Here is a 24,239-nt window from a genome sequence, read left to right as displayed (position 1 = left end):
ACACCTACTTAAAAAGTCAGCTGAATGCCGCCCAGGAATGACTTGGCCTGAGGGTACACCAGGTTGTCGATGCCGATGGCGGTATTAGAGCCCGCGTAGGTGTTGACTTCCGGATCAAAGCCCGTGTACTTCGTGAGTGTAAGCAGGTTGTTGCTACTTACGTAGATGCGCACCCGGCTGATGCCCTTGATCGTGGGTAGTGTATAGCCCAGGGTTATATTTTTCAGGCGGACGTAGGAGCCATCTTCCATGGCATAGTCTGTAATGGGAAGGCGGCCTGCCACAAAGGCACTCACGTACTGATTGCTCGGATTCGTGGGAGTCCAGCGATTTACCACTCCTTCCAGCAGGTTGCGTTGTCCCAGCGGATTTTCGAACGATAGGCGGCTGACATTATAGGTGTCGTTGCCCTGTGAGCCCGACAGAAAAAGACTGAAATCGAAGTTCTTGTAGCTCAGGTTGGTAGAAGCTCCAAAAATGAATTTAGGATTGGGATTTCCAGTAATGATCTGATCTTCTGAATTAATGGCGCCATCGTTGTTCAGGTCTTTTACTTTGTGTCCGCCCACACGTCCGTCGTAGCCCGGAATAATGGCGTCGCCGGTTTGGTTAATCCCGTCGAACACGTAGGTTTTGAATACACCCAGCGGCTGTCCGACACTCAGGAGGGAATAGTTGGTCACGAAGCGCTCCTGCGTGGTACCTCCATCCAGATCCAACAATTTGTTGCGGTTGGCGGTCAGGTTACCTGACACCGACCAGCGTACCGGGCCGTTCAGGATCGTAGCATTGGCCGCAAACTCGAAGCCCTTGTTTTCCAGTGAAGCATAGTTGCCGGTGATGCTGCCGTAGCCCGAAGATAGCGGCAGGGTTTTTACATACAGCAGGTCATCGGTACGCTTGTAGTAATAGTCCATGACAATGGACAGGCGGTTGTTGAACAATCCAATGTCGAGGCCAATGTCCGTCTGAGCTGATTTTTCCCATCGCAAGTCCGGATTGGCGATACCGGTCGGACTGATGGCTGTCTGATAAGTATTGCCCAGGTTATACCCTCCACCCGAGCTCACCGTCGCCAGGGATTGATAGGGGTTTAGTCCACCGGCGTTACCCGTGATTCCGTAGCTGGCGCGGAGTTTCAAGTCCGACATCCAGCGCAAATCCTTGATGAAATCTTCTTCTATGATCCGCCAGGCCGCCGAGATCGCCGGGAAGAAACCATACTTGTGGTTAGCTCCGAACTTGCTCGATCCATCCACGCGGGCGGTCAGGTCAAGGAAGTACTTGTCGCGGAAACCGTAGTTGATCCGGCCCATGTAGGAATCGAGCCGCTGCTTGGAGCGACCGCTGCTAACGGTGCGGTTGAGGGCCAACTGCAGAGCTTCGTTACGGGTAGCATCATTGGGAAAACCTGACGCGCTGATGGAGTTGGAATTGGAGTTTTCGACCTGCGAGGCAAACAGACCCGTGAAGCGCAGACTGTGGTCTTCGCCAAATTTATGGCTGTACGACAGGATGCTCTCGTGCAGAAGTCCCAGGAAGTTGCTGTTGGACTTCGAGGCCGAGCCCGAGTTATCGCTGATATCGGCCCGGTTGATGATCGATAGGGGAGAATAAAAATCGTCGAGGCGGTTTTGAACGTCCGCATTGAACGAGGCCCGATACGTAAAACCCGGCAGAATCTCGAACTCTCCGAACAAATTCACCAAAGTACGTTTGATATTCCGCTGGCGTGTAATGGCCGTATAGTTAAGTGGGTTGACTACCTCGCGGTACTGCCCGTTGCCTTGCTCGCCAAAGGGAAAAATAGAGCCATCTTCGCGGTAGGGTTGCAGCGTGGGCGGTGCGCCAACAGCCGCACCCAGAACACTGGCGGTTACCACGCCCGCATCACCGATGGTGGTACTGCCGGCATCGATCCCGTTGTTGACGATGATACTACCCAAAATACTGGTACCTACCTTGAAGCGGTTGCTTACCTTGTGGTCTACATTAAGCCGGTAGGAGTACCTCTTAAAATTGGAATTGACAATGATTCCGTCCTGATTGAAGTAGTTGGCCGATAATGCGAGCTGCGTTTTTTCGCTTCCGCCGTTGATGGATAACTGGTGGCTTTGAATAGGAGCTTTCTGGAAAATCAGACTTTGCCAGTCGGTACCTTCGCCCAACGAAGCTGGGTTAGGATAAGCGTTATTTTTGAATACTTCATTTTCAAGCTGGGCAAATTCGGCGGCATTTAGGACATCCAGGGTTTTGGCAGCCTGCTGCACGCCATAGTAGCTATCGATGGATACCCGGGTAGCGCCCGCTTTTCCACGCTTGGTGGTGATAAGTACCACGCCATTAGCGGCCCGTGCGCCGTAAATGGCCGAGGCCGAGGCATCTTTCAGCACTTCTACCGACTCGATGTCGTTAGGGTTGATGGTCGAAAGGGGACTCACATCGTTGATGCCGCCGCCATTGGAAATCTGGATACCGTCTACCACGTACAGCGGCTCCGAGTTACCGTTGATGGAGTTGGTACCCCGTACACGCACGCTGATGTTTCCGCCGGGTGAGCCGGAGTTCTGGTTGATCTGTACCCCCGAAACGCGCGCCTGCAATCCCTGCGCCACGTTGGTGACAGGTAGTTGGGTCAGCTCATCGGACTTAACCGAGGCAATTGAGCCGGTGGTTTCCACTTTCCTTTGGGTACCGTACCCTACCACCACCACTTCTTCCAAGGCTTTGGTGTCGGTTTTGAGGGAAATGTTGATCGTAGCACGATTGTTCACCACAGCTTCCTGACTTTCATAGCCCAGAAATGAAAAGACCAGGGTAGCGTTCGACGCTGCATTGACCGAGTAGGTACCGTCCACATTGGTAATGGTACCTCGCTGGGTACCTTTCACCGTTACACTTACACCGGGAATGGCTTCCCCGCTATCGTCCGTTACTTTTCCTTTTACGGCCAGGTCCTGCGCCTGTATATGACTCAAGGATAGTAACCCAAGTACCGCCAGTGAAAAGAGTCTGATTAGATTTTTTAACATAAGGCTAATGATTAAGAATAAAGGGTTGAAATAAGTATAGTACAATTTTATGTAAAGATTATCGGGCCTTACAAAACAGAGACGCTTTATTCATTAACTGCCCTGTTTTGTATTTTAGGCTGATTTTATACTAAATATAAGATACAATGCGCAGTTGTCAAGGAATGGGAAATGCATAAAACCAGAATTTTTGGTCAAAAAATATCGGTAACGTTTCCGCAAACGTTACCGATACATAACTTTTATTATTTATAATTGCAGAATACCGAAAAAAAACAATTTCAGTTCTTCCAGTGACTTCTGAGAATATAGGAAAGGCGGACTGTAAAAAATACAATTTTCACTACTATGACAGAATGCCCAAAATGCCAGCAGGTCGATTCGATCATGAAGGCGGGATTTGTGCGGGGTAATCAGCGCTTCCTTTGCAAGAATTGTGACTATTACTTTACCATTCCCTCGGCCAATCGCCAGGTTCGGAAGAGAAGGCGGCATCAAACTACCATCATTGACATCGCTCAGGACCTGGGCGTTTCTAACTCTACGGTATCGAGAGCGTTGCACGGCCATCCCGACATCAACCCCAATACCCGCCGGGCCATCCTGGAAAAAGCCCAGGAGCTCGACTACCAACCTAACCAACTGGCCCATAGCCTAGTGAAAAGTCGTACAGAAACGGTCGGCATCATCGTACCTGAGTTTATGACCCAGTTTTTTCCCAACATCATTGTGGGAGCACAAAAGGTACTGGCGCAGGCGGGGTACCACCTGATTATCATGCAGTCTGACGAATCGTATGAAACCGAGAAGAACAATACCAAAGCCCTGCTGGCCAACCGCGTGGACGGTCTGCTGGTTTCGATGAGCCATGAAACCAACAACTACGACCATCTGAGGATTTTTGAAAAAAGAGATATTCCGGTGGTATACTTCAACCGGGTGAGTGAGGAACTTGGAAAGTATAGGGTGGTGGTCAACGACTACCAGGGTGCCTATACGGCGGTGGATCACCTGATTCGGAATGGCTACCGCCGCATTGCCCACCTGGGTGGTCCCACCAACTTACTGATCAGCCAGGAGAGGCTCCGCGGCTACTGCGATGCTTTGCGCAAAAACGGATTGGAGGTTATCCCCGAACTGGTTATACATGGCGATTTGCGCGCGCAAAAAGCACGAATTTATACGGGCTATTTTCTTGATTTACCTGTACCACCGGACGCTATTTTTGCAGTCAATGACCCCTCGGCGATCGAAATCATGATGCTGGCCAAAGCCAAAGGGCTGCGTATTCCGGACGATCTGGGTGTGGTGGGGTTCAGCGACGACTCTATTGCAGCCCACATTGGCAACGGTCTCACTACGGTGAAGCAACCTACTACGCAAATCGGCGAGGCGGCCGCCAGGATGATTTTGCGGCTGATACAGGGAGAGGAAGAGTTGGCAAAACCCGAGACGGTCGTGCTGGAAGCAGAATTGATCGTGCGGGGATCATCGGTGCGGGTACCTTTAACTCCCCGAAAGTTTTGAACTTTCGGGGAGTTAAAATCAATCAGTCGACTTTCGCGAAAACAGCACCGTTGCCAGAAAACCCGTAATGAAAAGCACCAGGGTACCAAACACGATCGCCAGGTAGGCGTGGAACGGACTGGCGTAGACGCTCAAGGTACCCTCGGTCCAGAAAATGGGAGAAAGGCTCATCCATAGGATCAGTAGTACGCCCAAAACCATACCGACGATCGCGCCTTTCCGGTTGACTTTCTCTACAAATGCCCCTAGCAGGAACAGCCCCAGCATCCCGCCGCTAAACACCGAGGCCAGCTTCCACCAGGCATCCAGTGCGCTCTTGACATTGATCATCGCGAAAGCAATGCCGATACCCAGAATGCTGATGATGAAGGTAGTGAGGTAGAGCACCCGCATGGATTGCTTTTCGGTGAGTTTGGTTTTAGAAAAACGCTGGTAGTAATCGACCAGCACGACCGTGGACGAACTATTGATACTGGTGGAAATGGTACTCATGCCTGCCGCAAAAATGGAGGCGATAAGCAATCCCGTCAGGCCGGGCGGGAGAACCTTGACAATGAAAAAAGGAAATACCCGGTCGCTTTTCGTTACGTCGTGCAATTCGGCGGGCAGCGAATTCGGAAATACGGAATAGTAGGAAAACAGTGCCGTACCGATCAGAAAAAACAGCATCGAGACGGGTACGTACAACATCCCGCCCCAGAACGCCGACCGCTTGGCTTCGGCTTCAGAACGCGAGGCCATGTAACGCTGCACGTAGTTTTGGTCGATGCCGTAGTTCTGTAAATTGATGAAAATACCGTAGATCAGCACCACCCAGAAGGTCGATTCGCTGAGGCTACTGCCAAAGCTACCCAAGCTGAATTTATCGTTTTCCAGCGCGACGGTGAACACCTGACCCGGTCCTTCGGGCATGGAAAAGAAAATGTACAGCAAACAGACCAGTGCCCCGCCAATGAGCACGATACCCTGAATGGCGTCCGTCCACATCACGGCCTGAATCCCGCCCAGCAGCGAGTAACCCATCACCACCAGTCCGGTGAGGGCGATGATTGTGAGAATGTCCCAGCCGAATAGCGCGTTGACAGGCAGCGCCAGCAGGTACAGAATGGTACCGATCCGCATCATTTGGGTCAGCAAGTAGCAGGCCGACACGTACACCCGCGCCCACAAGCCGAACTTTGTCTCCATGTAGGCGTAGGCCGATGGACTGTTCAGTTTGCGGTAGAGCGGCACGAAAAACTGCACCGCCATGATGGAAGCAATGGGCAGCGACAAGCTGAAAACGAAGGCGTTCCAGTTGGTTTGGTAGGCATTTCCCGGTAGGCCCAGAAAGCTGATGCTACTCACGAACGTCGCGAAGATGGACATGGTGACCACCCAAGTCGGAAAATTGCTGTTGCCCAGCGTGAAGGTATCCGAGGATTTGTCTTTGGAATAAAATGAAGCGCCAAAGAGCGAAATGCCGCCCATGTACACAATGAATACGATCAGGTCGAGGGTTTGCAAGGGATAAGCGAAGTTTAAAGTTCTGAAGCTGTTAGCTGATGGCTATTGGCGGAACGCCGCCCGGCTAATAGCTCAAAGTACCAGCGGTATATCGTGCATTTCCGCCAGGGACCTGAACGAATCCATCAAAGCCTTGAAGCGGAGGTGATCTACTTGTGGCATGGTCTCTGTGGGAATACGCGTGTAGGTACCTATAGCCAGACCGCGCTGTTGCAAAAACCACTTGGCCGAGTAGGGATAAAACGTATGCGTGGTGCGATCCATCAAAGTAAGCCAGGCGTGGAATTGCGTCAGTGCGTCGGTCTTGCCGTGCTCCCGGTATTGCTTCATCAAGTAGGTATACAATTCGGGATAAAAATTGGCGGAGATGGGGGACAGCCCGTCAGCACCGGCTTCCAGAGAGTCCAGCGCGGTGGCGGTGTCGGCGTTCATGAAGAGTAGGTTGGAACCCTGCGTAGCTTCCCGCTTTTTCTGAATTGAGGCGGAATGGCAGGAAGTATCCTTGTGGTACACAAACCGGCCGCTACTCACCAGCCATTGCATCAGGCCGGGGCTGAGCAGACGTTTATAGGGTACCGGACATTCGTACAAGCCCAGCGGAATTCCGTCCGTTTGGTCGAGGATTTGCTCCAGTCGATTTTTAAAGGTACCCTCGTCTTCATCGGGCAGCACGATCAGGCTCGAAATGAGCACCACCGCTTGCACCCCCGTATCGTGGACTTTTTTGATAAACTCTACATTCTCCGAAAGATCCCGGCTGAGGGTACCTGTCGCCGCGACGGGTACCTTGCCGTCGCTGGCCCGAAGTACCCCTTTGATCAAATCCAGCCGCTCGGATTCGGTGAGCTGGTACATTTCGCTCGACAGGCAATTGGCAAATAGTCCGTTTGATCCGGCGTCGATATAAAACTGTGTGAGCGTTTCAAGTCCCGCGTAGTTGATTTCGTTGGATGCGGTAAAAGGCGTAATCATCACGGGCCAGAGGCCCGAGGGAAGTTTGGGGTAGCTGGGCATCAAATCGGTTGGTAAAAAAATGTAGGGTTAAAGTTTTATAAAAATCTTTTTTTTGTATAAAGCGTAGGCAGGGATAAAATTAATCGCAGTAAAGGCCAGCGCGTACAGCATGCTCGCCAATTTGGGCGCCAAGCCCCAGTCGATCAGGGCACCTACGGCCTGTTCATTGAGGGGTACCTCACCAAAGAGAGTTCCATAAAAAACCAGGGCGAAAATATCCGCCAGCACGTACACAGTAATAGCATTGGCTCCAAATATGACCCCGACGCCCGTCCCTCGCTGTCGCCCCAGAATGTCCACCACAAAATACAACGCACCCAGCAACAACGCTGCAAATCCCGAGGTGAGCAACACAAACGAACTGGTCCACAGATTCTCGTTGAGCGGAAAGGCCAGGCTCCACGCATAGCCCAGTAGGGATGAAAGTACCCCGGCCGTCATCAGGAAATTAACTTTTTCGTGGGGCGTGAACCGACTGAGCAACAGCCGCCCGGCCAGCATCCCGGTGATGCCCGTAGCAGTGGCGGGGAACGTGCTCAGGATACCCTCCGGGTCCCAGGTACCCTGCCACATCTTGCCAGGCAGCCACTGCTGATCCACCCAGGCCGCCAGGTTGACACCCGGCTCCAGCATGACCTCACCTACGCCCGGCGTGGGAATGAGCGTCATCGCCAGCCAGTACCCTACCAGAATGATGGCGGCGATCCAGGCTTGTTGCCGCCAGGTTGTGTGCAGAAACAGGAGTCCGCAGAATAAAAAAACGAAGGCGATGCGGTGTAGGGTACCCGTCCAGCGGACGTCCGAAATATCAAAAGCGGGCAGCAGGTTGAGGAACATGCCGACGGCAAAAATCTTCACCGCCCGGATGATGATTTTGCGGTGCAGTTCCGCTTTGGGCGACTTCTCCGCTAGCCTCCGGGAATAGGCGAAGGCAATCGAAACCCCGATGACAAAGAGGAAGATGGGCGCGATGAGATCCGTGAACGAAAGCCCGTTCCAGCGGGTATGGTGGAGCGGCGCGTACACGAAGTCGGGATGGCCCGGAAAATTGACGGTGATCATGGCGGCAATGGTGAAGCCACGCAACGCGTCCAGTGACACCAATCGTCCGGCGGGTTTGCCCATAGGTTTTATTTCAGAAAATGCGCAAAAAGTGTTTTATTGGGTCAGTAGTAGTTTTAATACTGCCGGGAGTAGTATAAAGGCTACTTTCAAATTGAAATTTACAGCTATCACCCCGTTGGGGGTACCTAATCGCCTTTCCATGAAAAAAATCGCGTGTTGTTTTCTCCTGTTGTTGAGTACCCTGTTTTTATTCCGGTGTGGTAAAGTCAGTGAAGAAACCCTCACGGGCAAGAGCGAACTGAAGGTTTCGTGGAAGCTGGTCAGTAATTTTACGGAGCGGGAGAATGCCTTCGACGCCTATTTCAATCTCACGAACAACGGTACCACCGACCTGAACGACAGCAATTGGGCGCTGTTTTTCAACATGGCTCCCCGGCCCATCATCCCCAACAAAACCCCGCAGGCGGCCCGGGTGGTACACATCAACGGTGATTGGTACAAGCTGGTACCTGAGAAGGGTTTCTCGCTGAAAGCCGGTGAATTTACCCAGATCTGGTATTCGGGCATCGAAGGCGTCATCAAGGAAACGGACGCTCCCCTGGGCCTATACATCGTGTACTATGACAAAACCGGCAAAGAGGAAAAATTTGAGCAGATAGCCGACTACACCATCGAGCCGTTCACGGAGCGGCAACAGATATTGCGGGGAAAGGAAGATTCGCTGCGGATGCCTACCGCCGCCAACCGCTACGCCGCCAACCTACCCCTGCATGTGGTACCTGCTGACTCGCTGCTGAAAATAATTCCTTCCCCGGTACATATCAAAAGGGTAGGGGGTACCCTGACCCTGGACGGGAGTCAGGCGATCCGGTACGGGAAAGGGCTCGAAAAAGAAGCTAATTTCCTGAGTAAGCGACTGAATGAAATCACGACCGCTAGCTACAAGGTAGGTGCGGCAGCAGCCAATGCCACGCCCGGCATCGACCTGCGGATCGATTCCCTTTCGGTGAATGGGATTGCCAAAGAAGCCTATCGCCTGTCTGTTACCCCCAAAGGCGTCTCCATTGTGGGCTCCGATGCGGCCGGCGTTTTTTATGGTATTCAAAGTCTGCTGGCGCTGATTCCGTTTGAAGCCTACGCGCAGAAAAAAACTACCCTGGCCTGCCTGGACATCGAGGACGCGCCGCGTTTTCACACCCGCGGCCTGCACGTGGACGTGAGCCGGAATTTCCAGACTAAGGAAACCATCCTGCGTACCCTGGATTTGATGGCGCGTTACAAACTGAACCATTTTCTGCTCTATACCACCGAAGACGAAGGGTGGCGACTGGAAATAGACGGACTGCCCGAGCTGACCGAAGTAGGAGCACAGCGGCAGCATACATCAGGTATGGATGCTCCGGCCATACATCCGGCCTATGGGTCGGGGCCGCTGGCCTACGAAACGGGTAAACACGGAAGTGGGTACTATACCAAGGCCGATTTTGTGGAAATATTGAAATATGCCGCTGAACGCCATATCCGGGTCATTCCCGAACTCAATTTTCCGGGTCATGCGATGGCAGCCATTAAATCCATGGAAGCCCGGTACGAGCGGTTGATGAAGCAGGGCAAAGAACAGGAAGCCAACGAATACCGCCTGATCGACCCCGACGACCGTTCGGCGTACCTCTCGGCGCAGGGCTACAAAAACAATGTAGTGAGCGTGGCGCGCGAATCCACCTACCGTTTCTACGAAAAAGTGGTGGACGAAATGGCAAAAATGTACCAGCAGGCCGGCCTGAAAATGAACGTGATCCACGCCGGAGGCGATGAGGTACCCGAGGGAGCATGGACGGCTTCACCGATGGCAGCCAAACTATTGAAGGAAAATCCTACGATCAAAGACCCTAAAAACCTGCAGGCCTATTTCTTCGGAAAACTGGTAGAGCGCATGAAAAAACGCGGACTTACCGTGCACGGTTGGGAAGAGGTAGCGCTGCTAAAAGCCGATGGCGGCAAATACGAGCCCAATCCGGCCTTCGCGGGCGGCGGGGTGGTACCCTACATCTGGAACAACCTGTTCGACTATCGTGATTTGGGCTACCGCCTGGCCAATGCGGGCTATCCCGTAATCCTCTGTAACGTGTCGAATTTCTATTTCGACATGTCCTACGACAACGACCCCAAGGAGCCGGGTCTCTACTGGGCGGGCTTCGTCGATACGCGCGACAACTGGACGTTCGCTCCCTACAACATGTTCAGCACGACGCTGGAAACCAATATGGGCCGCCCGCTGGATGTCAATGCGGATTTCAAGGGAATGGAGCGGTTGCGACCTGACGCCCGCAAGAACATCATTGGGGTAGAGGCGCAATTATGGAGCGAAACCGTCAAAGGGCGCGCCATGCTGGAATCGTATATGCTGCCCAAAATGATTGGCTACGCCGAGAGTGCCTGGGGCCAGGAACGCGACTGGGAAGAAATGCCACCAAACGATGACCGGAAGAAACGGGTGGCCAAGGAATGGAATGTGTTTGCCAATACCATCGCGGTACGGGAACTGCCCCGTCTGGCGCGTTTCAACGGAGGCTACAATTACCGCCTACCCTTGCCCGGCGCTATCGTGCGAAACGACACCCTGAAAGCCAATACGGCCTTACCCGGCCTGAGTATCCGCTATACCACCGATGGTACCGAACCCACCACTGAATCGCCCGAGTACAGACAGCCCTTGCCGGTGAAAGGTACCGTCAGGCTGAAAAGCTTCGATAGAGCCGGACGCTCCAGCCGCACGGCCATCGCTTCGAAATAGGACATTCGATGCTGGACGTTGGATCGGCCAAAGTACTTATCTATAATCTATTAATTTTCAACTCTCCACTGTCAACTACACGAAGTGAAACGCAACCCCTTTATTGTATTTCTAATCTTTGTAATCTTCTTCGTCATTTCGTTTCTCAGCAATATTCTGGGGCCGATCATCCCTGATATTGTGGATAGTTTCGATTTGAGTCTGGGCTTAGCGGGCTTCATGCCGTTCGCCTTCTTCGTTTCTTATGGCGTTATGTCTATTCCTTCGGGTTTGCTGGTAGAGAAGTACCGCGAGAAAAAGGTACTCTTGTGGGCCTTCATGCTGGCTTTTGTGGGTGCGTTGCTTTTTGCGTTGTTGCCGGGCTTTGGCGTCGCACTGCTTTCGCTTTTTCTGATTGGCATTGGCATGGCCATGTTGCAGGTAGTGATCAACCCGTTGTTGCGGGTTGCGGGCGGCGAAGAGAATTTCGCGTTTAATTCGGTCATGGCGCAGTTGTTTTTTGGGGCGGCTTCGTTTCTTAGCCCTTTGCTGTACAGCTATCTGGTTTTGCACGTACATTCGGGCAGCGACTCATCGCTGATTCAGCTGTTCGATTCGCTGGTACCCGAAAATCTGAAATGGGTGTCGCTTTACTGGGTGTTCGCGCTCATTGCGCTGGCGATGGTGATCATCATTCAACTGGTACGGTTTCCAACGGTGGAGCTGAAAGCGGATGAAAAAATGGAAACCGGACTGGCGTTTCGCGAGCTTCTGGCCGACCGCAAGGTACTGCTGTTCTTCCTGGGGATTTTCACCTACGTAGGTACCGAACAGGGCATTGCCAACTGGACCTCCAAATTCCTCCAGACTTATCATGGCGTCGATCCGGCTACCACCGGAGCCTCGGTACTTTCCAATTTCTGGGGCTTGCTCACGATCGGTTGCCTGCTGGGCCTGGTACTGTTGAAGTTTTTCGATAGTCGCCGCGTACTCCTGATTTTCACCGCCGGTGCCGTCGTTGCCTTATTAGCGGCTTTATTCGGTACGTTGGAAATTGCCCTGATCGCATTTCCATTGACGGGCTTTTTTGCCTCTGTCATGTGGTCTATTGTCGTGTCGCTCGCGCTCAACTCGGTGCCCCATCACCACGGTACCTTCTCGGGGATTCTGTGCAGCGGCATCGCGGGCGGCGCGGTGGTACCCCTCGTCGTAGGTGGCCTGGCCGAGTGGCTGGATTTACGTACGGCTATGTTGTTTATGTTGCTTACCTTAGGCTATATTTTTAGTATTGGTATCTGGGCGCGTCCGCTGGTGACGAATGCCACCATTCGGGTAGGTGAGTTGTTTAAAGGCAAGGGTACCTGAACTTTTTCTTTCACTTAGGGAAGCCGGGAATGGTAAAGTTGTTTACGTTGTTTAAAATCAAGATATTTACTTGGGTGTTCGATGGGTGATAGAGTGGAGGCAACAAAAAATTAAGATTATGAAAACGGTTCAACTGAAAGTAAGCGAAACGGATTTTCAGAAATATAATCTGGATAATGAAAGTGAGATAGACTTCTCTGACCTGGTTGAAAAAATAAGCCTGGAATATGCCAGACAGGCCCTATTGGAGTGTAACGAAATTGCGCAACAAGTAGGTCTTTCGGAAATGAGTCTGGATGAAATCAATGCGGAAATTCAAGCCGTGCGCGATACAAAAAATAATTTTACTAAGTAATTAAATGGAATTCCTTAAAATAATATATAGAGGAAAGGAATATTCTCTTAAAGAGTTAGTTCAAGAAACAAACAAGTTTTCAAAAGATTTATTACTTCCATTATCATATCAAATAGATACAAATATTGTTGATTTTGGATTGGTGCATGATAAAGGTTATTCTATTGCTGGCGAAAAATTTAATGATTTGTATTCCGTATTGGCAAGTGCGAGACTTTCTTTAATTAATGCTCATACTAAGATACATAAGTCTGGAGTTACTTGGAATTCTGGGTATTCTGGTCAATTGTGGCTACGAACTCAATTTTTACAAAATTCAATATTATGGTATAATAGCTGTGAAGATTATTTTTTACAGATTATCTGGTTTGCATTCGATTTTTATTCAGATTTAGAAAATTACAAGAGTGAAATGAGAAAGTGTAGTTTTAAGAATATTGAAAAAGAACTGAATAATTATAAAAGTTTTCAAAGTGCAAACTTACTATTAGAGAATTTACTAATTTATAAAGAAAATGAAAATGTAAAGAATATACGAGAAATTTCTAATTCTATAAAACATAAACAATTGATTAGATTTTATGGGCTAGATGAGGAACGTAATATTTCCATTGAATCCGTAAATTTTAAATCTACATGGATAGATCCTAAAATTGTTGACATTGATATCACTATTAATGAATTAATTAGTGTTCATAATTCTATTTTGAGTTTAGGAACGTTTTTATTAGAGTTTATTAAATTTGATGCAATGTTCCCTAAAGATAAGAATGAAAGAATACCTTGGGGTGAAACTAGGCCGAAAGCAGAATACAAGAAAATAAGTATTAGTGATAAATATGCTATATAGAGTTGATTAGGATAAATGATCTGAAATAACTACCGAATTATTTTCAACTCTCCACTAAACAGAAGTGTACAAAATCATCCTCCTCATCGACTTCGCCGAAGAATACAGCAAGAGCCTGCTCAAAGGAATTTCGGCGTATTCGCGGGATCATGGGCCCTGGATTTTCTGCCGGATGCCCCTGTTTCACCGCGAAACGATGGGACTGGAAGGAATCCTGAAATGGGCGCTCGATTGGGGGGCGGATGGCATCGTGGGGCAGTTGTACAACGACGAAGATATTGTCAAAATCGTGGAGGCCGGCATTTCGGTCATTGCCCAGGATTTCAAGGAGCGCTTCCGCGAGGTTCCCAACATCACCGGTGCTTACCGCGAAACGGGCCAAATGGCGGCGGAACATTTTCTTAAAAAGGGCTTCAAGCACTTTGCCTTCTACGGGTTCAGCGACATCGTGTGGTCGCGCGAACGGGCCGAAGGCTTTGAGGAGCGTATCAACAAAGCAGGGTACCCCGTCGAGTACTTTGAGCACCGGAAGGCGCGGTCGAGCGAACTGTGGTACTATAAACCGAGTTCGCTGAGTCAGTGGCTCAAATCACTACCCAAGCCCGTGGCGCTGATGGCCTGCGACGACAATCAGGGACAGCATATTACGGAGGCCTGCCGCCTGTCCGGCATCCGCATTCCCGAAGAAGTAGCTGTGCTGGGGGTAGATAATGACGTAATGCTGTGCGAGTTATCCGATCCACCGCTGTCAAGCATCGCCCTCGATGTGGAAAAAGGGGGCTATGATGCCGCTCGCCTGCTGGACCACATGATTCGCCACGGCACGGCCGATGCTTACGATATTGTAGTAAAACCCACGCAGGTTGTCACGCGTCACTCGACGGATATTTACGCTACCAACGACACCTGTATCGCTACTTCGCTGAAATATATCCACCAGAATGCCGACCGAAACCTGCAGGTCGATGAAGTGGTGAAGCAGGTACCCCTGTCGCGCCGAGCGCTGGAAAAGCGGTTTCAGGCTATTACGGGCTACCCCGTGTACCAGTATATTTTTAATCTGCGCATGGAGAAATTCACCCAGAAACTGCTGGAAACCGATATGTCGATTTTTGAAATCGCCCTCGACATGGGCATGACCGACAGCAAGAACATCGCCCGGCAATTCCGGCAGATCAAAGGCTGCACGCCCATCGAGTACCGGAAACAGTACCTGGCGGGAAGGTGAGTTTCTGCAGTCAGAAAAAGATTTATCAAGGTACCCCCTGAATTTTAACACAAGCGCATGACTCCTTTTCCCGTTACGGATTCTACCCTTTCCGCGCCGCACCTTGCTTTGTTTTTGCAGGAAAAATACGGGTTCGACGAAGGTACCACCTGCAGAATCTTTCGAACCGGAATCAATCATACCTACCTGGTGGCAGCCGGAGGGCTTAGGTACGTTTTCAGAGTGTACAGCTACCAATGGCGCACCGAAACCGAAATCGCCGAAGAACTGCGGCTGTTGAATCTGCTTCGTGAAAACGAGGTGTCGGTTTCGTATCCCATCGAGGATAAAAATCAAAACTATATTCAGCCGATTCCGGCTCCCGAAGGGCTGCGTTATGGCGTCCTGTTCTCTTTTGCCGAAGGACAGAAAATCAGGAATCTGCATGAGAATACCTGCGAAAGCATAGGTACCCTGATGGCGCGCATGCACCAGGGTACCCTGAATCTTAACTTGAAAAGAGTGGACTACACGGTACAGGAACTAGCGGTGCTACCGTACCAATACGCCAAAAAGTACTACGACGAATCGCTGGAAGAAATGCAGTTTGTGAAAAAAGCGGGAGGGTACCTTGCCACATTTTTTGCGCAGGCCGACACTAGCCAGCTGCGGAAGGGAGTTGTGCATCTGGACCTATGGTACGACAACATGAACATTGTCGATGATTCGGACATCACGCTCTTCGATTTCGATTTTTGTGGCAACGGTTGGCTGTTTCTCGACGTCAGCTACTTTGTGGTGCAGCTTTTCAATACCGAACCCGACAAAGAGCGATACACATCGAAGCTGAACGCCTTCTATCGGGGCTATCAAGCCATAACCCCACTGACCGAAGAGGAAAAGCGACTGATTCCCTACGCCGGGCTGGCGATCTGGTTGTTTTATCTGGGGGTACAGTCGCGGCGGTTTGATAATTGGTCCAATATTTTCCTGACTGAAAATTATCTAAAACACTTCATTGGATTGATTATCAAATGGTTGGATTTTAATGGGGCAGATCCAAACTTATGGGAATGAGCTTCGGACTGAGAAAATAATTCATCGTGGAATAATACTTTTATAGGCGTAGACAATTCATGTTTACACCTATAAAATAACACAATGAAAACTAACCTACTTCCCGGCGCGCTGCTTATGGCGGCAGTCTGCGGTTTATCGGCCTGTGAAGACCACCGGTTGAGCCCCAATGCTGATTTTCCCGAACGCATCGAATTCTTTGCCGAGCGGCAGTACCCCGAGGGTATGGCGTACTCGGCCCGGCTGGACCGATTCATTATCACCTCCCTCACGCAGGGCAAGGTAGGTACCGTGAGCACCGATGGCCAGTACGCCGACCTGGTGTCTGACCCCGCATTAATCAGTGGCGTCGGTGTGAAGGTAGCCGACGAGCGCATTTTCGTGGCGAATAGCGACAATGGCGTGTCGAGCAAGAGCAGCCCCGCTACGACCCAAAAAACGGCCGAACTGCTGGTATTTAACCTTAACTCCCGTACCCTCGAACGGCGGGTCGATCTCGATGATCTATTACCAGGTATGAATCATTTTGCCAACGACATCGCCCTCAATCCTGATGGTACCGTGTACGTCACGGATTCGTTTTCGCCCGTAATTTACAAAGTGACTTCCGAGGGTACCCCCAGCATCCTGGTACGCGATGACGTACTGTTTTCCAGTCCGACGTTCGGCTTGAATGGCATCGTGTATCATCCGGACGGCTTCCTCATCGTGGCCAATACCGGAGTCGGAAAGCTTTTCAAAGTGGATTTGAAAAATGGCAATGCCATCACCGAGGTCGGCGGCCTTGGCAACCTGCCCGGCGACGGAATGACGCTGGTAGGTACCACCGATCTGTACGTGGTGACAGGCAGCGGCAGCCGCGTGGCGCTGGTGCGCAGCAACGACAACTTCGCCACCGCCAGCGTGGTCGAAACCCAAACCGACGGTTATTCGATGGCCACCACAAGTACCTATGTCAATGGTCAGATTTTTACGATCAACGCCCGCATTGGTGAAATCAACGCCGCCATGGGCGATGCTTCCAAGCTGCAATCGAATACTTATAGCATTCAGCGGTATAAATAAGGAAGGTAGGTCAGTAACCCGCCTGTCGCCGTTCGGCGACAGGCGGGTTTTCATTTATACGGATTTGGGTACCTTTTCGGAAGCCCTGACAACCGTCTGAATTTTCCGAATGGCTTTGGCAAAAGCTACCATGTCCTCGGCCGTACCCAGCATGGCGTGTTGCAGAATCCATACGGCTTCTTCGGCGCAGGCCTGCTCTGCCACGGGGCACACGGTGTCGGCGTAACTGACCGAATCGGGTAGGGCGTAGCACATGAAAAATTTTTCCTGAAAAAGTGGCTGTTTGTACAACGGATGCGGGTACCCCCGGAAACAGGGTACCCCCTCGGCGGCGAGCATGTCGACAAATTCGTTTTTGGGCAAGCCGTTGAAATGCGCCGGATCGTATTTGAAAATATACAAATGATGGCAATGCACCGTCTCGCCGTGGCCCCGGCTGAGGGGCGTGATTCCCTCGATTTCTGAAAGTAGTTCGTTGAGCAGAAGTCCGTTGTCATCGCGGCGGCGGGTTTGGTCGTCCAGCCGTTTTAATTGGCTCGATAAAAGTACGGCCTGCATGGGCGTGAGGCGGTAGTTGCAGCCCGGCAGGAAGTGGTCGTACCATTGTCCTTCGGGCAGGCGGCCGACATTACGAAGGGATGCCATTTTGCGATACAACTCGGGGTCGTTGGTAATCACCATGCCGCCCTCGCCGCTGGTCAGGTTCTTGGACGATTGAAAGCTGAAACTCCCGGCGTCGCCGAGGGTACCTAGCTTCCGGCCCTTGTACTCAGCGCCGTGCGCGTGGGCGGCATCCTCGATGACGCGTAGCTTGTGCCGCCCCGCAATGTCCAGGATCGCATCCATGTCGCAGGCCTGCCCGGCAAAATGGACCGGGATAATAGCTTTTGTCCGGGAAGTGATGGCTGCTTCTATTTTGGTGGCATCGAGGTTGTAGGTTTCGGGATCAATGTCCACAAACACGGGTACCCCATTGGCTTCGATCACCGTGGAAACCGTGGCGATGAACGTATAGGGGGGGACGATCACCTCATCACCGGGTTGTAGGCCGCAGACAATCAGAGCCAGCCGCAGCGATACCGAACCATTGACGCAACTCACGGCATATTTTGCGCCGCAGTACTTCGCAAATTCCTGTTCGAAAGCTTCGACTAATCCCGTACAATCGGGATTGCCCCACTGCCCACTACGGACCACGTCTGCCACGGCTTCTACTTCGCCTTCGTCAAAAATAGGCCAGGGAAATAATTTCTGGACGGTTTTTGGTCCGCCGTGGAGGGCAAGTTGGGATAGCATAAAACCTTGATTTCGTTTCTCATAGTACGTGTAGGTGTGGGTTTAAGGCTATTTTTTTTCTGATAAAGTTGGGTCAAATGGCCCGATTGGCGGAGCAGTCCGTATTTAAGACACTAGGTACCTACTCCCTTAAAACACTGGAATGAATCCATCGAAATCTTTCTACTACGGGCTTCTCCTGGCCGGCATTTCGCTGGGTACCGCCTGGGCTATTCGCGGGCAATTCGGTCATGAACACGGCGCGGCCTGGGCGGGCGGCATCGGGTCGCTGGCGATTATTTTACTGGCCAAGCGCCCCGAATGGTACCCCAAAGCGCTCAAAGCTACTGTGGCGGGTGCCATTGGCTGGGGGTTGGGCGGCATCATGAGCTACGGCATGGTGGTAGGCTACGGGCGGGGATCGGACTTTGGCAATGTGTATTACGGACTAGCCATGTTGTTCGTGATTGGCGGTCTGTACGGGTTTCTGGGTGGTGGGCTGTTTGGGCTGGCCCTCAGTGATTCCAAAGATAAGCCCGTTTCGTGGGCTAGTCTGCTCGTGGAAATGGTGGTGATGGCGGTGGTTTTTTATTTTTTTATAATCGAACAATTTGCCTGGCTCATGACGCCTCCGCGCTCCGAACTGTGGGCGGCTTGCCTGGGCATGGCGGTGGCCCTGGCGTGGTACCTTGTGCGGAACGGCCATCCGGCTGCTTTGCGGGTGGCGGTGTACGCCGGACTCGGCGGCGGGTTTGGTTTTGCGTTCGGGAATTTCCTACAGGTACTGGGGCGGGTTTCTGAGATCGACTTCAACTTCTGGAATGTCATGGAATACACCCTGGGCTTTTGCGGGGGCATCGGGATGGCCTACGGTACCTTCACCGCCGACTGGACGCCCGCTGCCCCGGTTGAAGTACCCAAGCGAAACTGGTTTCCGATCGTGATGCTCACTTTGGTGATTCCGCTGATTGTGTGGGATCAAAATTTTGAAACAGAGCGCCTATCTAAAATGCTGGAACCGCTTATTTCCATGAATATTGAAAGCGCCACGCAACTCACCCAAACCCTGTCTTTCCTGGCCATCGCCTGCGCTGGATTGTATTGGGTATTCACGTTTTATTTGGCAAATCCGCCCCTTCCGCTTACTTACCTGAATTTAAGGAACTTCTTTCTGGCGCACTTCGCGCTGTATACCCTGTGCAGTTTTCTGATTACGGGCGCTTTCCTGAGTACCTACCGCATCGAGCAGTACCTGTACGTGATCAATCTGCTCATTGTGGGGCTGTTGATCGGAAAAGTAAAGGCTGAGTTTTTTTCTCAACCTAATGCGCCGCGCCAATGGGGTACCTTGTTGGCAGGTGTTTTGGTTTTCATGGCCGTGTTGGCGATAATCGCCATTGCTTCCCACGGTGAGCTGAAAGGCGCACAGGTACGTTTCTGATTTCAAGGTACCCCTACAAAATTTGCCATCGAATAACTGGGTTAGCGGTTTTATGAGCCAAGCAAAATCTTTTTTCTGATTGGCTTGCTTCATAAAATTCTATTCATACTTTTGTAGTGTACTATTATACTAGAACACTATATCAATCTTAACGATGATTCAGTTCGATAGCGTTTCCTTCGGGTACAGCAAGCGTCAGCCCTTGTTTGAAAACCTGTCCATGCAGCTAATGACTGGCCATATCTACGGCCTGCTGGGAAAAAATGGCGCAGGAAAGTCGAGCTTGCTGCGCCTGATGGCGGGTTTGCTTTTTCCGTTAAAAGGGAAAATCGAAGTCAACGGCTACGAACCGCGCCAACGTCTGCCCGCTTTTTTGCAGGATGTCTTTTTCATTCCCGAGGAAATCTACCTACCCTCCGTCACGGTGGATCAGTACGCGGGTACCTACGCGCCGTTTTATCCCCGCTTCGACGAATCGCAGTTCCTGAGGTACCTTGCCGAGTTCGACATTCCTGAAGGCAACAAGCTGACCGGTATGTCTTTTGGGCAAAAGAAAAAGGTACTTATGGCTTTTGCGCTGGCCACCAATACCAAAGTCCTGATCATGGACGAGCCGACCAACGGGCTGGACATTCCGTCCAAGAGTCAGTTCCGCAAAATCGTGTCCGCCGCCCTGCGCCCCGACTGTCTGATCCTGCTTTCCACGCATCAGGTGCGGGACCTGGACCATCTGATTGATCATATCATCATCCTGGACAACCACAAAATCGTGCTGCAACACAGCCTGGAAGCCGTGTCCGAGCGGCTTTACTTTGGCACACGCCCTACGGTCGAAAACGATGCACAGGTACTCTACGCCGAGCCTTCTTTGCGCGGCTACAACGCCGTCACCGAAAATCTGGAACAGGAAGAAAGCCGCGTGGATCTGGAACAACTCTTCAACGCCGCGATGCAGAATCCGGCGCGGATTAGGGAGTTATTCGGGTAAAATGAGGAGCAAAGGCACAAAGGGGCAGAGTACCAAAGTACAGGAGTACAAAAGTACCAAAGCAACCGAATCAGAATTCAATTGCTGCATGTGGAAGGTGAACAAATACTCAAATCAATAACCTTATGAATCAAACTTTCAGCTTCTCGCGCTTCCTGCTTCTGGTCAAAGCGGAATTTGCCGAAAAAGGCCGCATTCAATTATTGACGGCGGGCTTGTTACTAGTGTTTTTGTTGCTGCTTATGCTGCCGATAACAATTGTAAAAGAATACGGAGGGTTTCTTTCTGGGTTGCATAGCTTGGCCTTATTTATGATCGTATATTTTGGGGGGAGCTTATATACAGACTTGGCTTTCAGTCAATACGGCCCACGAGATAAAGGTATGGCCGCCCTTATGGTACCTTCTTCGCGCCTGGAAAAATTTTTGACACCACTGGTTTTGAACCTTATAGTCATCGTACCATTGATGATACTTTTTCTGTGGTTGCATAATTGGACCGTAGATTATGCTAATGCCAAACTATTAGAAGATTGGAATACCACCAAAGGCAATAACAGAATACCCGCTACTGATATTAGCGAAAAATACCGAAAAATACCACTGTCTGTAATACAGTTCTTTACCTTGTTTTATGTCGTTATTCAGGGGGTAGTTTTCCTGGGCTCGCTGTATTTTACGAAATCCTCCTTTGTCAAAACAGTAACTGCTTTTATCCTGATTGTTCTTATTCTTATAATGGCTAACCGTGGGATAGTGCTTTTTCTCCTTGCCGATACCAGTCCATCGGGACTATCTGCGGTTCCTTTCTTTAGCTGGGATGTAGTGTATATGATACCAAGATACAAGTCGTTCCACGTCGCCTACTCCGATGGAACTGAAAACGTCGTATACCCGCTGCTGATAGTCATTGTTCTGATCCTGTGGTACATCACCTATGTCCGGCTGAAAGAGAAAGAGATTTAACCCATTCGATGCATGGAATTCAAAGATAAACAATCCATTTACCTGCAAATCGCCGACTACGTCTGCGAGCAGATCGTGCTGGGGCAATGGCCGCCGGGTGAGCGTATACCGTCGGTGCGGGACCTGGCCTCGACCCTGGAAGTGAACCCTAATACCGTCATGCGTACTTACGATTTTTTGCAGGGGAAAGACATCATTTTCAATCAACGCGGCATTGGCTACTCGGCGGCCGAGAACGCCCAGAAGCTCATTTTGACTTTTCGCCGGGAGCGCTTTCTGGAAACTGAATTACCCGTCTTTTTCAAGACCATGTACCTGCTCGACATCAGCCTGGAAGACCTGCAAACGCGCTACCAGAAATTCGTCGCCGCCGAATACCCAACTACCCCTAATTCCTGACGCTATGAAAACCAGTAACTTGTTGCTCCTCGCGCTGCTTGCGTTTGTCTTTATATCCATGATTGGCTATGATCTGGGGCTCAAAAAAAACTTCGACCGCATCGACCGGACCGATCCCTACTACGGCTTCTCGCACGATACGCTGCCGCCATTCAAGTACATCAAGCTGACGGGAAAGCAATTCGGGATGGTGCAGATCAGGCCGGGCAAAACCTTTGAAATGCGGAAGCAGGATGTAGACCACATGTGGGGTGATCCTGGTTTAGAATGGAAAGTAGTTCACGATACGCTGTTTATCTACCATACCTTGGATACAGAAAGGTACCCCTATGGCAATGGGTATGATTTCAGGAGTAATACCTACCTATACATCATGGCTCCTGCGCTGTCCGGTGTTCAATCCGACGGCGTCGTGGCAAACGTGAGGGGATGGAAAAGTGGTGAATTTTCGATCAGGCAATCGGACAAGGCTATTTTGCTCACCAATAATACCTTTGACCAATTAAATATCGAAGCTCACGCGGGTGGCTTTGTGGAAATAAAGGGCAACAACCAGATCGGCGCGGCCACGCTTCAGGTGCGCGATTCCAGTACGTTGATTGTGGAAAAAGATATTTTCAAATCCATGGAAATACAGGCCGACAGCAGCGCGCACATCAACCTGCCGGGTAGCCTGCTGCGAAGAAGTTTGAGTTTATAGGGGTGGGGTACCCTGCTAGTCAGGTGAGGTATTTTTATAATAATCCTGAATTCTTTAAAAGCTGAATCAAGACCTTATCGGCAATATCGCTTTGAGCTGATTTATCGTAAATGGAAAGAAGCGTGACTACTTCTGCCGAAATTTTTACGCAAATAATTACCCTGGCCCCACCACTTTTTCCCTGACTTTTCGAGCTGATGGCCATCCGTACCTTGTAGCAATCTTTGCCAAGCTGCTTACCCTGAAAAGGGTTTTCTGCCAGACTTTCTCCCAGTTTTCGCAAATCGGCCGCAACAGAAGGGTACTTCTTTAGAAGTTTTTTCAACTCCCGATCAAAGTGCTCAATGGTGTAAACTTTGAACATCAGCCGTTTAGCTCGTCGAGTAGTGCTTCGATGGGCCGTGTTGGCCGCTTCCCTGCTTCGGTAAGTTTATATTCTTCAAAGCCTGCTTTCACATTTTCCCAAGTTTCCCGTTGCGGGGGAGTTAGGGAATTCTCCAGCGTTTCCTGATCTTCGATTTGAACGAAATTCAGGGCTTTTACCAACTGCATGAAAAAGGCGAACTGACCGTCAGGCACGCTAATAGTAATCTGTTTCATGGAAGAAGAATTGTGCAAGTTTTACGATGAAACCTCCGCAAATATACCTTTATTGTGAGAACATTAAACGAAAGTAGGATTGCCTGGATTGCATTTACTTTCAATTACGACCCCTTAAAATGAACCTTAGCCAAACGACCAAAGTTCTCCTGCTCATTCTTCTTCTGGTACTCATAGGCGTGGCCGCCTGGTACCTGTACAAAGAAAAAAACGGCAATCCCGTGTCGGGTCTGAAACCCCGCATCGAAATGGGCGTGGGCCGGATCAATAATTTTACTGACAAAACCATCGACCTGACGCTCAATCTGCTGGTAGATAACCCGCTGCCGATTGGACTGGATATCGAAGATTTCAGCTACTCGGTGCAGATGGACGGCGATACGATCCTGGAAAACAACTACACGGAACCCCTGCGCATCGAGTCGCGCGACAGTACCGTGGTGACCTTGCCCTCACAGATGAACATCAGTACACTGAAAGCGGTCAATGAACGAGCCGCCACGGGCCGCGACAGTGCCGACTATCACTTTGCGGGTGTGTTTCACCTGCGCAAACCTGTGTTGGGCAAAGACACGCTGCGCCTGAGCATGGACAAGCGGCTGCCCCGTTACCGGTTGCCGCAAGTGGAAGTGGTAGGCTACGATATGAAAAAATTCGGGCTGAGCGAATCAAAAATAGTGTTGCAACTCAAATTCAAGAACCGGAACGCCTTTCCGATTGAATTCAAAGATCCGGCCTATGAGGTGGATCTGGGAAGCCAGAAAAGTCTGGCCAAAGGTACCGTAGCGGGTGTAACCCAAGTAAGCGGCGGCAGCGAGGAAATTTACGATATTCCCCTGGCCGTGGACATGGGCGATCTGCTCAAGTCCATTGGACAACTGATCGGGCAGGGCAAAAGCCTGCCCTTCAAGCTTAATTTTAACTGCACCCTGTCGTCCGACAATGAAATGTTCAAAAACAGCGACGTGAACCTGATCATCGAAGGCGATCTGGAAGACTTGCAGAAAATCAAGGAAAACATCGGGAATTGACTCC

At 50.7% G+C, this 24,239-nt stretch carries 21 protein-coding genes; 14 read left to right on the top strand and 7 right to left on the bottom strand.

The features are described from left to right. Positions 1-8 precede the first annotated feature (8 nt). Positions 9-3,032 carry a SusC/RagA family TonB-linked outer membrane protein gene (locus GBK04_RS07230; protein WP_152758182.1) on the bottom strand — a complete coding sequence of 1,008 codons (3,024 nt, stop codon included), beginning with the start codon at positions 3,030-3,032 and terminating at the stop codon, positions 9-11. Positions 3,033-3,380: 348 nt separating this feature from the next. Between GBK04_RS07230 and GBK04_RS07225 the strand changes: the two genes are divergently transcribed. Next, a complete protein-coding gene (locus tag GBK04_RS07225; RefSeq protein ID WP_152758180.1) occupies positions 3,381-4,559 on the top strand; it encodes a LacI family DNA-binding transcriptional regulator in 1,179 nt (392 codons plus the stop codon). Between the two features lie 18 nt (positions 4,560-4,577). Here the strand turns inward: GBK04_RS07225 and GBK04_RS07220 are convergent, their stop codons facing one another. The 3 genes from GBK04_RS07220 to GBK04_RS07210 form a co-directional block, all read right to left on the bottom strand. After that, positions 4,578-6,065: a sodium:solute symporter family protein gene (locus GBK04_RS07220; protein WP_152758178.1), complete on the bottom strand. Its 1,488-nt coding sequence runs from the start codon at positions 6,063-6,065 to the stop codon at positions 4,578-4,580. A 72-nt stretch (positions 6,066-6,137) separates the two neighbouring features. Then, entirely contained in the window at positions 6,138-7,079 is a 942-nt protein-coding gene (locus tag GBK04_RS07215; protein WP_152758176.1) for a dihydrodipicolinate synthase family protein, read from the bottom strand. A gap of 27 nt (positions 7,080-7,106) precedes the next feature. Beyond that, the gene (locus GBK04_RS07210; RefSeq protein ID WP_152758174.1) at positions 7,107-8,204 is read right to left on the bottom strand and encodes an acyltransferase family protein; all 1,098 of its coding nucleotides are present in this window, start codon (positions 8,202-8,204) and stop codon (positions 7,107-7,109) included. Positions 8,205-8,343: 139 nt separating this feature from the next. Between GBK04_RS07210 and GBK04_RS07205 the strand changes: the two genes are divergently transcribed. From GBK04_RS07205 to GBK04_RS07175, 7 genes are all read left to right on the top strand, one after another. Further along, positions 8,344-10,938 carry a family 20 glycosylhydrolase gene (locus GBK04_RS07205; RefSeq protein ID WP_152758172.1) on the top strand — a complete coding sequence of 865 codons (2,595 nt, stop codon included), beginning with the start codon at positions 8,344-8,346 and terminating at the stop codon, positions 10,936-10,938. An 84-nt stretch (positions 10,939-11,022) separates the two neighbouring features. Further along, positions 11,023-12,282, top strand: coding sequence for an MFS transporter (locus GBK04_RS07200; RefSeq protein WP_373330788.1), 1,260 nt, complete (start codon positions 11,023-11,025; stop codon positions 12,280-12,282). A gap of 118 nt (positions 12,283-12,400) precedes the next feature. Then, the gene (locus GBK04_RS07195) at positions 12,401-12,637 is read left to right on the top strand and encodes a hypothetical protein (protein ID WP_152758170.1); all 237 of its coding nucleotides are present in this window, start codon (positions 12,401-12,403) and stop codon (positions 12,635-12,637) included. Between the two features lie 4 nt (positions 12,638-12,641). Then, on the top strand, positions 12,642-13,487 hold the full coding sequence (locus GBK04_RS07190) for a hypothetical protein (protein WP_152758168.1): 846 nt from the start codon (positions 12,642-12,644) through the stop codon (positions 13,485-13,487). Positions 13,488-13,551: 64 nt separating this feature from the next. Continuing rightward, entirely contained in the window at positions 13,552-14,715 is a 1,164-nt protein-coding gene (locus tag GBK04_RS07185; RefSeq protein ID WP_373330787.1) for a DNA-binding transcriptional regulator, read from the top strand. Between the two features lie 57 nt (positions 14,716-14,772). Continuing rightward, positions 14,773-15,771: a phosphotransferase gene (locus GBK04_RS07180; RefSeq protein ID WP_152758166.1), complete on the top strand. Its 999-nt coding sequence runs from the start codon at positions 14,773-14,775 to the stop codon at positions 15,769-15,771. 84 nt (positions 15,772-15,855) lie between these two features. Next, the gene (locus tag GBK04_RS07175) at positions 15,856-16,836 is read left to right on the top strand and encodes a gluconolaconase (protein ID WP_152758164.1); all 981 of its coding nucleotides are present in this window, start codon (positions 15,856-15,858) and stop codon (positions 16,834-16,836) included. A gap of 54 nt (positions 16,837-16,890) precedes the next feature. Here GBK04_RS07175 and GBK04_RS07170 read toward each other — a convergent pair whose 3' ends face one another. Continuing rightward, the gene (locus GBK04_RS07170) at positions 16,891-18,132 is read right to left on the bottom strand and encodes a DegT/DnrJ/EryC1/StrS family aminotransferase (RefSeq protein WP_152758162.1); all 1,242 of its coding nucleotides are present in this window, start codon (positions 18,130-18,132) and stop codon (positions 16,891-16,893) included. A 142-nt stretch (positions 18,133-18,274) separates the two neighbouring features. Between GBK04_RS07170 and GBK04_RS07165 the strand changes: the two genes are divergently transcribed. The 5 genes from GBK04_RS07165 (at position 18,275) to GBK04_RS07145 (ending at position 22,604) form a co-directional block, all read left to right on the top strand. Further along, a complete protein-coding gene (locus GBK04_RS07165; protein WP_152758160.1) occupies positions 18,275-19,552 on the top strand; it encodes a hypothetical protein in 1,278 nt (425 codons plus the stop codon). Between the two features lie 154 nt (positions 19,553-19,706). Further along, positions 19,707-20,540 carry an ABC transporter ATP-binding protein gene (locus GBK04_RS07160; protein ID WP_152758158.1) on the top strand — a complete coding sequence of 278 codons (834 nt, stop codon included), beginning with the start codon at positions 19,707-19,709 and terminating at the stop codon, positions 20,538-20,540. A gap of 125 nt (positions 20,541-20,665) precedes the next feature. Further along, positions 20,666-21,505, top strand: a complete 840-nt coding sequence (locus GBK04_RS07155) for a hypothetical protein (RefSeq protein WP_152758156.1) — start codon at positions 20,666-20,668, stop codon at positions 21,503-21,505. A gap of 12 nt (positions 21,506-21,517) precedes the next feature. Beyond that, complete coding sequence (locus GBK04_RS07150) at positions 21,518-21,904, top strand: GntR family transcriptional regulator (RefSeq protein WP_152758154.1); 387 nt, start codon at positions 21,518-21,520, stop codon at positions 21,902-21,904. A 4-nt stretch (positions 21,905-21,908) separates the two neighbouring features. Then, a complete protein-coding gene (locus tag GBK04_RS07145) occupies positions 21,909-22,604 on the top strand; it encodes a hypothetical protein (protein ID WP_152758152.1) in 696 nt (231 codons plus the stop codon). Between the two features lie 34 nt (positions 22,605-22,638). Here GBK04_RS07145 and GBK04_RS07140 read toward each other — a convergent pair whose 3' ends face one another. Further along, on the bottom strand, positions 22,639-22,968 hold the full coding sequence (locus GBK04_RS07140) for a type II toxin-antitoxin system RelE family toxin (protein ID WP_152758150.1): 330 nt from the start codon (positions 22,966-22,968) through the stop codon (positions 22,639-22,641). Further along, entirely contained in the window at positions 22,968-23,204 is a 237-nt protein-coding gene (locus GBK04_RS07135; RefSeq protein ID WP_152758148.1) for a hypothetical protein, read from the bottom strand. The genes GBK04_RS07140 and GBK04_RS07135 overlap by 1 nt, the downstream gene beginning before the upstream one ends. A 119-nt stretch (positions 23,205-23,323) precedes the next feature. Between GBK04_RS07135 and GBK04_RS07130 the strand changes: the two genes are divergently transcribed. After that, positions 23,324-24,235 carry an LEA type 2 family protein gene (locus tag GBK04_RS07130; RefSeq protein ID WP_152758146.1) on the top strand — a complete coding sequence of 304 codons (912 nt, stop codon included), beginning with the start codon at positions 23,324-23,326 and terminating at the stop codon, positions 24,233-24,235. Positions 24,236-24,239: the final 4 nt, after the last annotated feature.

The organism is Salmonirosea aquatica (assembly GCF_009296315.1).
Taxonomy (GTDB): Bacteria; Bacteroidota; Bacteroidia; order Cytophagales; family Spirosomataceae; genus Salmonirosea; species Salmonirosea aquatica.
The sequence above is the reverse complement of the archived record's forward strand: the minus strand, read 5'-3'. Positions and strand labels throughout refer to the sequence as shown.